This is a genomic window from Neptuniibacter sp. 1_MG-2023 (genome assembly GCF_030547185.1).
Classification (GTDB): domain Bacteria; phylum Pseudomonadota; class Gammaproteobacteria; order Pseudomonadales; family Balneatricaceae; genus Neptuniibacter.
Genome location: NZ_JAUOQR010000002.1, coordinates 52058 through 63710, shown reverse-complemented (window position 1 = coordinate 63710; position 11653 = coordinate 52058). Strand labels below are relative to the sequence as shown.

At 43.8% G+C, this 11653-nt stretch carries 9 protein-coding genes; 3 read left to right on the top strand and 6 right to left on the bottom strand.

Annotation, left to right across the window (positions count from 1 at the left end; all coding sequences use genetic code 11):
• Positions 1–24: 24 nt before the first annotated feature.
• The 3 genes from trpE to rpe form a co-directional block, all read right to left on the bottom strand.
• On the bottom strand, positions 25–1524 hold the full coding sequence (trpE, locus tag Q4492_RS03075; protein WP_303415791.1) for an anthranilate synthase component I: 1500 nt from the start codon (positions 1522–1524) through the stop codon (positions 25–27).
• A gap of 630 nt (positions 1525–2154) precedes the next feature.
• Positions 2155–2829: a phosphoglycolate phosphatase gene (locus Q4492_RS03070; RefSeq protein WP_303415790.1), complete on the bottom strand. Its 675-nt coding sequence runs from the start codon at positions 2827–2829 to the stop codon at positions 2155–2157.
• 2 nt (positions 2830–2831) lie between these two features.
• On the bottom strand, positions 2832–3506 hold the full coding sequence (rpe, locus tag Q4492_RS03065; protein WP_067865268.1) for a ribulose-phosphate 3-epimerase: 675 nt from the start codon (positions 3504–3506) through the stop codon (positions 2832–2834).
• Positions 3507–3593: 87 nt separating this feature from the next.
• Between rpe and Q4492_RS03060 the strand changes: the two genes are divergently transcribed.
• The gene (locus Q4492_RS03060) at positions 3594–4664 is read left to right on the top strand and encodes a DUF3530 family protein (protein WP_303415788.1); all 1071 of its coding nucleotides are present in this window, start codon (positions 3594–3596) and stop codon (positions 4662–4664) included.
• A 39-nt stretch (positions 4665–4703) separates the two neighbouring features.
• Here Q4492_RS03060 and djlA read toward each other — a convergent pair whose 3' ends face one another.
• The 3 genes from djlA to Q4492_RS03045 are packed head-to-tail and all read right to left on the bottom strand — an operon-like array spanning position 4704 to position 7246.
• Positions 4704–5528 carry a co-chaperone DjlA gene (gene djlA / locus Q4492_RS03055; protein WP_303415787.1) on the bottom strand — a complete coding sequence of 275 codons (825 nt, stop codon included), beginning with the start codon at positions 5526–5528 and terminating at the stop codon, positions 4704–4706.
• Positions 5529–6206, bottom strand: coding sequence for an N-acetylmuramate alpha-1-phosphate uridylyltransferase MurU (murU, locus tag Q4492_RS03050; protein WP_303415786.1), 678 nt, complete (start codon positions 6204–6206; stop codon positions 5529–5531).
• On the bottom strand, positions 6203–7246 hold the full coding sequence (locus tag Q4492_RS03045) for an aminoglycoside phosphotransferase family protein (RefSeq protein WP_303415784.1): 1044 nt from the start codon (positions 7244–7246) through the stop codon (positions 6203–6205). The genes murU and Q4492_RS03045 overlap by 4 nt, the downstream gene beginning before the upstream one ends.
• Before the next feature lie 241 nt (positions 7247–7487).
• On the opposite strand from Q4492_RS03045, the gene lptD reads away from it, so the two are divergent.
• Both lptD and Q4492_RS03035 read left to right on the top strand, forming a co-directional pair.
• A complete protein-coding gene (gene lptD / locus Q4492_RS03040; RefSeq protein ID WP_303415783.1) occupies positions 7488–10367 on the top strand; it encodes an LPS-assembly protein LptD in 2880 nt (959 codons plus the stop codon).
• Positions 10357–11649, top strand: coding sequence for a peptidylprolyl isomerase (locus Q4492_RS03035; protein ID WP_303415781.1), 1293 nt, complete (start codon positions 10357–10359; stop codon positions 11647–11649). The genes lptD and Q4492_RS03035 overlap by 11 nt, the downstream gene beginning before the upstream one ends.
• Positions 11650–11653: the final 4 nt, after the last annotated feature.

Below are 11653 nucleotides of genomic sequence, written 5' to 3'. Positions count from 1 at the left end.
GTTTCAATAAGCAATACCTAGCTTCTAGGTTTCGGAATTGGCCAGATTATCTAAACCCCGCTCAACCATAGCCACGGCACTAAAGATAGCCCGCCCCTTATTCATTGTTTCTTTCCACTCCAGTCGTGGAACTGAATCAGCAACAATTCCAGCGCCTGCCTGAATATGCAATACATTATCTTTAATAACAGCAGTTCTGATCGCTATAGCCGTATCCATATTGCCATTCCAAGATAGATACCCTACCGCACCACCATAAACACCGCGCTTAACCGATTCCATCTCATCAATAATCTCCATAGCCCGTACTTTAGGCGCGCCACTCAACGTACCTGCAGGCAACGTTGCACGCAAAACATCCATCGCTGACACATCAGGTTTCAACCTTGCATTCACATTGGAGACTATATGCATAACATGGGAGTAACGTTCAATCACCATCTTATCGGTAAGCTCTACCGCACCGATCTCAGCAACTCGACCTACATCATTGCGCCCTAAATCGATTAACATTAGATGTTCAGCAATCTCTTTAGGATCGGCAAGCAGCTCCTTCTCCATAGCAAGATCTTCTTCCGGAGTCGCTCCCCTCTTACGCGTTCCAGCAATAGGACGCACACTTACCTGCCCATCTTCAACTCGAGCAAGAATTTCTGGTGAAGACCCTACAACATGAAAATCATCCAGATTAAGGACATACATATACGGAGACGGATTTAAACAGCGCAATGCTCGATATAGATCCAACGGCTTACTACTAAAAGGAATGGACATACGTTGGGAAATGACACACTGCATAATGTCACCATCCAAAACGTATTCTTTAATCTTATCCACAGCTTCGATAAATGCCTGCTCTCCGAAACTAGATTTAAATTCGGATTCATTGACAATTCGTTGCTGCCCAGACGACTTATCACCATAAGGTGTTGCGGACCTTAGCTGGAGCACAAGCTCATCAAGGCGACTCTGCGCTTTCTCATATGCATTAGCTTCTGCAGGATCAGCATGACAAATCAGCACTAATTTCCCAGCAAGATTATCAAATACAACCAACTCATCTGAAAGCATTAAAAGAATATCAGGCGTACCTAAAACGTCCTCAGGACAACTCTCTTTTAAACGTTTTTCCACATACCGAACACAGTCATAACCAAAGTACCCAACTAGGCCACCGTTAAAGCGAGGTAAACCCTCTATTTGAGGAACGCGATAACGCGCCTGAAAGCTTTCTACGAAATCGAGCGGATCATCTACTTGATGACTCTCGCTTAGTTCATTTGCCTCAAAAATAGAAACATTCTCACCGAATACCTTTAAAACCGTTCGACTAGGCAGACCAATAATAGAATAACGTCCCCACGTCTCACCGCCCTCAACAGACTCCAACAAATAGCTATAAGGCGCATTCGCTAATTTTTTGTAGGTAGAAAGAGGTGTATCTAAGTCCGCCAATACTTCACGCGTAACTGGGATACGATTAAAATTCTGTGCGGACAGTTCCGCGAACTGTTCTGGTGTCATGATAGGTCTCTCACAATGCCGATAAACTGTATTTTAAGACGTACTGAGCAGCACAATATAGAGGTAGGTACAGTAATAAAACTGGGATATGAAATCCACAACTCTGTTTGATATATAAAGTTGAGATTAAAGGATATCAAGCCTGCCTAAACTAACGTCTGCTTATGTAAAAACTTCAGACACGCCATCGCCATGACTCTCGAAGAGCAGCGAAATAAACACGTACCGTAATTTTCATTAGCATAGCTGTAGTAAGTAACATTACGTCAGGCTTAGATTTAAGTTAAAGAGAGATAAACCATATAGCAGCAACTAATTTGAATCAACCACCATCAGCAGGAAATATAACTAAATCAGTTTTTCTATACCAGCAGCTACGCGAATTATCGGCAAGGCTTACTAAATAAGCAGCCAAAAAAAGCCTCGGATAACCGAGGCATAAATAAGTGCTGTGATAAGATCTAGCCTTGTTTCTAACTTAAGTCTCGAACAATAAAAACTAAAATTTCAAGCCAACAAAACAACCTACGGCCTGTGAGCACATCTATATTACCCAATCAAAAATAACAGAAAAGTCGATTTTAATACCGGAAACGATCATTTTTCACGAAACATTTCCTGCAGACACACTCACAACAGCAGATCTAATCTATCCACAATCAAATCTGGTTTAGAGAGGGATATAGCTTCACCATGGTTATAACCATAAGGCACACATACAACAGGACAGCCGGCGGCCCTAGCTGCAAGAACATCATTAATAGAATCCCCCACCATTAATGAATTTTCAGCTGCAACATCACATCGACGCATAACATCCAATAACGGTAAAGGATCAGGTTTTTTCTTAGCTAAGCTATCACCCCCTAATACGACACTAAAAAACCGCTCTAACCCAAATCCAGCTAACATCGAATGGGTAAAATCTATTGGCTTATTCGTCACAAGGCCTAGCTTAATATCCTGCTCCACTAACCCTTCCAAACACTCCAGAGCACCGGGATAGAGCTGACTTTGGTCCGCCGTAGCTTCACCGTAAAAACGCAAAAAGAAGGCATAAGCCTGTTCAAACAAGCTTTCATCAACCACCGCAGCATGAGAAGCATCAAGCAAAGCACGTCGCACTAACGCAGCAGCACCCTTACCTACCCAACCAATCACTTTATCCACACCAGCTTCAGGCAAACCTAGAGCAAGTAGCATTTTATCAATAGCACAAGCCAGATCGGGAACACTATCAACTAGCGTCCCATCCAAATCAAACATAACAAGATCCGGATACTGCCCACCAAAAAGCTGACGCACAATCAACGACCTACCAATGCTAATTGTTCACGCATTTGCTGAATCGTTGCCGCATAATCATCCGTATTAAAGATGGCAGACCCTGCAACAAAGGTGTCAGCACCCGCTTCCGCTATCTCTCTGATGTTACCCACACCAACGCCCCCATCAACCTCTAAACGAATATCCAAACCACTTTTATCAATAATTTCACGTGCCTGACGAAGCTTATCCAGTGTTCTTGGAATAAACTTTTGCCCACCAAACCCCGGATTAACTGACATCAACAACACCATATCAACCTTGTCCAGAACATATTCCAAATGACTCAATGGTGTCGCTGGATTAAATACAAGGCCCGACTTACAGCCTGCATCTTTAATCATCTGTAGAGAACGATCCACATGCTCTGAACCTTCAGGATGAAAAGTGATATAACTCGCGCCCGCTTCAATAAAGTCACCAATAAGACGGTCAACAGGCTTTACCATCAAATGCACATCTATAGGCGCTTTAATACCGTGTTTACGTAATGCGCTACACACCATTGGCCCAATTGTAAGATTAGGTACGTAGTGATTATCCATAACATCAAAATGAACAATATCCGCCCCCGCAGTTAACACATTCTCAACCTCTTCACCTAAACGTGCGAAATCAGCAGACAATATCGAAGGAGCGATCTTAAAATCAGGCATATTTTTGATCCAAAAAGTATAGAGTTAGCCCATTTTAACGGAGCAAGCATCTTGCTGTCAGCCTACATCTTACTCATAATCAGAAATATGAAACTTATACTGCCTATTTTAGCCTCTATATTGACATTCACCTCACTCAGTTACGCCGCTGACAATGAGGATTCGACCGCTGCCCCATCAGAGACCTCAGCACCGCTATCCCCCGCAGTTCAAAAACCTCGAATTGAACCCAGCGTAGATGAAAATAGAATTCAAGAACTAGTAAAGAACACACCTGAAGAAACAGAGCTGCTGCAATTAGATACAGACAAAGCCGACGAAAAACTTATTGGTTTTTACCGCACTGAAGGTAGCGGTATCACTCAAGGCGGTATTATTATATTTCCTGACCAGAACACTCATATGGCATGGCCAGACGACTTAAAATACCTAAGTGAAGGATTATCCGAATTTGGATGGTATACATTAGCGATCTATCTACCGCAACCGGCAATACAACCCATTCCAGAAAGAACACTACCGACATTATCCAACCTCACTCCAACAAGCACTTCGCCGGAAAGTGAAGACCCAGAACCAGCCAATAATGCATCATCAACCAAAGAGACATCCTCCACCCCTACTGCAGATACGCCGAAAGAGCCCTACGAAGAGACTATTTTCCGCCTAGGCAAAACAGCTATTAGCTACATGGAAGCCCGCGATAATTTAGACCGATTCATCATTATAGGCATAGGAACCGGAGCCACTTGGGCCGCACAATACGTAAATAAATACCAAGAGGAACAAGACCTTAGGCTTCTAATGGTTGACGCTAAGTCTCCGACAGATAACTCGTTACCCAATCTCTCCAACATACTTCCAGAGATCAAAGATACAATTATTGACCTGCATCACAGCTCACCCAGATCATCCGCGACAAACCTAACACAAAACGCCCCGAACAGCCGATTACGGCTAGCTCGCCATAATAAAATGGATAATTTCCATCAGAGCAGAATGCCTGCTATGACTGATAACTGGAAACGGAATAGCTCTTGGCTGCTAAAACATGTACGCGGCACAATAAACACTTATGTAATAAAAGCTGAAGAAGCTGAACGCGCCATAAAACTCAATAACAAAATACCCAGCAACGAACAAGCTCCTGGGCAATAATTCCTTTAAGCCTCAATCAACATAACAAGAGATCAGGTATTACGAATCACGTGCATTTTTAATCCGTTCATAAGCTGCCTGAATCTCTTGGCATTTTTCTTTAGCTATCTCAATCATCTCTTCAGGCAAGCCCTTAGACACTAGCTTATCTGGGTGATGCTGACTCATATGACGGCGATAAGCCTTCTTCACTTCCGCATCACTTGCATCACTACGAACACCCAAAACCGCGTAAGCATCTTCAAGCATCACACCACTATCGACACCATCATGCCCATGACGATAGAAATCACGTTCTGCTTTAACCCGTGATATTACTTCTTCTACGGAATCAACACCAAAATCCAACAACTGACACACAGCATCAATTACCTTAAGCTCAGCTTCACTCACTTCGCCATCAGCCATAGCAGCTTGCAGCTGAATCTCTACGAACATGAGTTTTACGGTGGGCCTAGATCTCAGCATAATAGATAGAGGCTTAAGGACTTTACTTAAATCGAACTCAGGATCTTTCCCTTCTGAAAAGAAAGACATCGCCTGCAATTTACGAGACTCATCCAAACGCATCTGAACCATTACATTTCGTGCGTACTGAATTTCATCTTCAGTCACTCGACCATCTGCCTTCGCTATCCTCCCCATTACGATAAAGGTTGCTTTAAAAAAAGCCTCCTGAGGGTTCACTGCAGCCGCTGCACCTTTAAGGGCTCGACCAACCAAAAAGCCTACAAAACCGCCAAAAACTATCCCCCACAGTCCGCCGGTAAACAAACCAACCGTCGCCCCCAACAGGATTGACGTAGAATACTTTTTAAAGACTGAGCCCAGCTCTGCGCCTTTTTGCTGTGGATCAAAGGCCATCTATTTTTGCTCCTTTACTAAATCATCTATCTGCCGCAAACGCTCAGGCGTGCCAATATCGGCCCAAAAACCGTCATATACAGCCCCATAAACCTTGCCTTTAGCAATAGCTTCACGCAAAAGCGGCCCTAACGCAGCAGCTTCCCCCTCCACCAAATCAGCAAACATCTCTAGGGGTAAGACACTAACACCACTAAAAGTATACTTCTCCCCACGATCCGCATATAGCCGACCATTATTCAAACAAAAATCTCCTTCTGGATTATGAGGCGGATTAGGCACAAGCACCAAATAAGGCGATTTATCAACCCACTTATTAAGAGAAGAGTAAGGAAAATCCGTAAAAACATCACCATTAACTAAGATAAATGAGGTTTCACCTTCAGACACAAGCAGAGGTAATGCCTTTCTAATCCCCCCCGCAGTTTCTAATGGGTCCACTTCTCGAGAGAAGACAATATTAGCACCAAATCGCCTACCATCACCTAGATAAGCTTCGATCTGATCGCCTAACCATGCGTGGTTAACAACAATATCACTAAACCCTGCCGCGACTAAACGCCGGACATGGTATTCAATCAAAGGGACGCCAGCTATTTCCAAAAGAGGCTTTGGGGTTGTCAGTGTAAGCGGTCTCATCCGCTTCCCTATGCCAGCAGCCAAAATCATTGCTTTCATTCAACAACCCAATCATTCAAGACATCAGCATCAAAATACTGACCTTGCTGCATACGTGGCACCACCTTCTGCACCAACCACCCTGCAACAGGCTTCAACTCTTCCGTTTTTGCAGCTACCGCAATCAAGTAATTCATAGTACGAGGAATATCAGCTAAATAACCTGATTTTCCATCACGGATATTTAATCGCGCAAAAATCCCAATGGCTTTCAAATGACGCTGAGCACCCATAAGATCAAACCAGCGAACAAAATGAGTCTGATCCGGCATGATCTGCCCGTTCTCAATCAAACTTAGGCGATACTGTTCTACCCAACGATACACCTGATCATCAGGCCAACTGATATAGCAATCACGTAGTATAGAGGCAAGATCATAAGTCACCGGCCCCTCAACCGCATCTTGAAAATCAATCACACCCGGTGCTTTGCCCTCCCGGTACATTAAGTTCCTTGAATGAAAATCTCTATGCACAAACACTAATGGCTGCTCTAGCGCAGAATCAATCACATAATTAAATAGAAACCTAAGCATCTGCTGCTCATCGGCATCTAATTTAATCTCTAAAAGCTTCTGTAAAAACCACTCTCGAAACAACTCTACTTCTCTATCCAAAAGGGCGCGGTCATAAAGAGGAAGTACCGCAGGCTTACAGCTTTGTATAATCAATAAACTTTCTAATGCATCAGCATAAAGCGGCTCAACAGAAGACTTATTTAATTTGCTTAAATAAAGATCATCACCAAAATCTTCCAGCAGCATAAAGCCCTGCTGTAAATCATATTTATGCACATGCGGCACTGAAACGGCTATCTTTTCTAACTCAGCAGCTATAGCAACAAAAGGCTGACTATCTTCTTTTTCCGGCGGCGCATCAACAGCGATCCAGCTCGCCCCATTAGATTTTGCTCGAAAATAACGTCGAAAACTCGCATCTCCAGAGACCGGCAGTAGCTGCCAATCACTAATATCAAACAGATTAAACGCCAGTAGCTCGCGCTCCAACCATTGTTTCAACTGCGTATATCTCTGATCCATTAAACTGTTTCGCCCTATATCTTAAGCTTATTTTTCGCCTATTATTACACTCCAACCCCTTAAATGGGTACAACATCACTCGCCATAAGTATAAAGAACTGAACAATCCACATAAAAAACAAGCGAATGCTACACTCGCCGCGGAGAATGATTTATCATTCTCCGCTTTATACTTTGTTTAACAGAGGTTCGGGCAATTACCGGATTCTCCGGAAACTGCTGAAACGGATTTAGTTAATAGATGCCCTTCGCCAAACGTTCAACATATACGCTAACACTTGCTATCAGTGCAGCATTACTTTCTAGCTATGCCGCTGCGGAAGCGACGACTCCAGACCAAGAGATGGCTTGGAGCTGTAACATGACAAATGATGGCGAATGGGATTGCTCCGCTGACGAAGAAGCCGTCAACACTGTTGAAGAAACAGAGCCTGTACAAAGTAGATCTGAAACAACATCAAATACAGCTCAAGACACCAGCAAAGCAGCAGATTCGGTTGATATTCAGCCGGCACCAACAGCCATTGCTGCACCCATTACAACAGTCCGTCCCGAGAAACCTCAACAAACAAACTCGCAGAATAAGACGAACGAACCAATTACAAAACCACCTGCTGTTGCGGTCAAGCCAACATCAAATGGTGTTTGGGATTGCGTAGCGAACCAAGCGGGTGAGTGGGTATGTAATGGAGAAGAAGGAAGCACTCAAGCGATCGCATCCCAACCAGCAATTAAAAACGCCCAACCAAAACCAGTACAAACCGCACCAGCTGCGGTAAACACACAACCAATAACAACGGCTGAAGTTATCGGTAATGAGTGGCAATGTAGCACATCCGCCAGTGGCGATTGGGATTGTAGCAAGGTAAATATCCACGCTCTTTCAGTCCCTAGCGGACACACAAATAAAGGCCCATCAACTCCGGCTTACATTACAGAAAACCCATACTCACACTTAGATTGGGCCTATTACAGAAACCCTGTTGGGCAACAGTGTGCAGGACGTTATCTAGAACCAGAATATCCAATCACTGGTGATGAAAAACTTGATAATCCACCGTTATATTTTGAAGCTGACAAATCCTCTACAATTATTGGTGGACTAAGCCAACTATCAGGCGGCGTTCAAATGCGACAGGGCCAGCGACGCTTAAATTCAAGTAACGCTGAACTCGATCAAGTAACCAATAAGGCCCGCTTTGATGGCAACGTACAATATAGAGAGCCAGGCTTACTACTACTCAGCGACAATGCTCAAGTTGATACAGTCACTTCTGAAGCTATTTTCAGTAATACTCACTATGTTATGCATGAAGAAGGCTTAAGAGGTAGCGCAGATCGGATCATCCGTTTAGAAGATGAACGCTTGCGTATGGAAAATGGCGATTATACTTACTGCCCCCCTTACAGCGAAGCTTGGCAACTCCATGCAGATAGCATAGTTATTAACAAAAAAGAGGGGTACGGTGAAGCGGAGGATGCTGTACTACGTATCGCTGGTGTCCCAATATTTTACACTCCCTACTTTACCTTCCCTATTGATGATCGTCGCAAATCAGGTTTCTTATCGCCCAGTCTAGGCTATAGCGGCGACAGTGGTTTCGATATTTCTGTACCTTATTATTTCAACATTGCACCAAATCTAGATGACACATTAACGACTAGACTAATAACGGATCGCGGGCTTATTCTAGAAAATGAGCTTCGATATATGAATGACTGGTCAGAAAACACTCTAAATACCGCTTATATAAATAATGATAAAGTGCTAGACGACAATCGCTGGCTACTGGGCGTACAACACAGCGGACGTTTTGCAAATAATTGGCATACAAGACTAGATTACACGGCTGTCAGTGATGAGGATTACTTCGATGACCTAGACACCAATTTAGAAATATCTCGCCAGAACCATTTAGATAAACGCGCCGACATCTCCTATATCAAGGAGAATTGGCAAGTTAGAGCTAGAGTGCATGACTACCAGACAATAAATCAGAGTAGTAAATCACCCTACAAGCGCCTACCTCAATTAAGACTTACTGGCACAGAGAACTTCGGGGCAGGTGGGGAGTTTAAGTATTTCACCGAATACACCCAGTTTGATCGTAACTTAACCGGACTCACTGGAAGTGATCGGATAATAGGTGAGCGACGATTCATACAACCTACTTTAAATTATAGATGGCAAAACCCTTGGGGATACTTAAAACCTCAACTAAGGCTTTGGAGTTCTTCATATTCATTGGAAAATCAAGTTTCAGGATATGACTCAGACCCAAGCATTAACGTTCCGATCCTCAGCATCGATAGCGGAATATATTTTGAACGCGCCATGTCTAATGGTGGTACCCAAACATTAGAGCCACGGCTTTTTGCTTTATATGTACCCGAAGAAGATCAGGATAGTATGCCTGACTTCGACACATCTGAACTCACATTTGACTACAACTCACTGTTCCGCACTAATCGTTTCAGTGGTTTAGATAGAATCGGTGATGCCGAACAACTGTCACTAGGCGTTAGCACTAGAAGTTTCACAGAAGATGGCTTTGAACAAGCTAGTTTCAGCATAGGCCAAGCCTATTATTTTGCTGACAGAAAAATCCAACTCGACAGCACCGATCCCGACGAAACTAGCGGTCAAAGCGATATAGCAACACAAGCCGCCTGGAACTTATCACCCAATTTTCGAGTCAGCTTAGATACCATTTTAGATAACAGCGATTACAAAGTTTCAGAATCTAGCGCCAGATTACGTTACAAAAACGACACCAATCATCGATTCAACTTTAGTTATCGTTTCAAAGATACAACAAGGGAACAAACTGATTTATCATTCATCTGGCCTCTTGCCAATAACTGGACAGGTATGGGCCGTTGGTTATATGACATCCAAGACAGCGACAGTCTTGAAACATCCCTGGGGGTCGAGTATGAAAGCTGCTGCTGGAAAGTTAGCTTTGCAGGGCGCCGCTGGCTTGATGACACAGATGAATTTGATACAGGCATTTTCCTTAAATTTACCCTTAAAGGACTCGGCTCATTCGGAAGCGGCGATAGCAGCTTCATGGATGACATAATCGGCTATGAAGAGCGTGAAGAGCAAAATGAAGACTAAGCTCAGAAAAATATTTTCAATCGCAGCATTAACTCTGCTAATTCCCACTCACTCTGCACTTGCGGACGCAGTTCCGCTCGACCGAGTGGCCGCCGTGGTTAATGACGGCATTGTTATGCAAAGCGAGCTTGATCAACGCGTTGCGATAACTCGTGAACAGCTATCCGCCCGCAACACAAAGTTACCTCCCGATAATATCTTCCGCAAGCAGGTTCTAGATCGCTTAATATTAGAAAGCATCCAAAAACAGCTTGCTCTACAGCAAGGGATTCGTATCTCTGATAGCCAGCTCAACAACACCTTAAACGGCATCGCCTCACAAAACGGCTTATCATTAGAACAGTTCCGCGAGGCATTGATCGCCGAAGGACGGAACTACGCCCAAGTCAGAGAGCAAATTCGTGGCGAATTACTACTTAACAGTGTCCAGCAAAATATGGTCAACCGACGTATTCGCGTATCAGAACAAGAACTCGATAACTTTTTGAAATCTGAAACAGGCCAAAGCCAGCTGTCTGCAGAATATTCCTTAGGGCATATCTTGATTGCTACACCCTCTCAAGCATCACCAGAGATGATTCAACGAGCAGAAAGAATTGCTAAAGATATTCACACTAAACTCGAAAATGGAGAGGACTTCTCCAAGCTCGCCGTGGAATTTTCCAACGCACCTAACGCACTTAATGGTGGCGATCTAGGCTGGAGAAAGGCCGCAGAATTACCTGAAACTTTAGGGAATGCAGCGCGCCAACTTTCCCCCTCAGAATTCAGCAAACCTATACGCTCATCAAGCGGCTTCCATATCATTCTAATGAAGGATAAACGCGGCGGTTCAGTACAATTAGTAGAGCAACGCCTTGTAAGTCACATACTACTTAAACCGAGTGAAATTAGAACATCCGCTCAGGCACAACAACAAATAATGGACATCAAAAAACGAATCGATAACGGCGAATCATTTTCGTCATTAGCAAAAGAGTTTAGTGATGATCCCGCTAGCGGTTCAGAAGGCGGGTCTCTCGGCTGGACTCAAGATGGACAAATGGTCCCTGAATTTGAAGAGGTGATGAACAATACACCTACAGGGCAAGTATCAGCACCTTTTGAATCACGCTTTGGCTGGCATATCCTAACCGTCCTAGATAAACGCACCCAAGATCTAGGCGAAGAGATGCAAGAAAACCGTGCACGAGCCGTTATCCAAAAACGTAAGTTCAATGAAGAACTAACTAATTGGTTACGCGAGATACGTTCACAAGCTTATGTAGACATCAAGGAGTAATCAG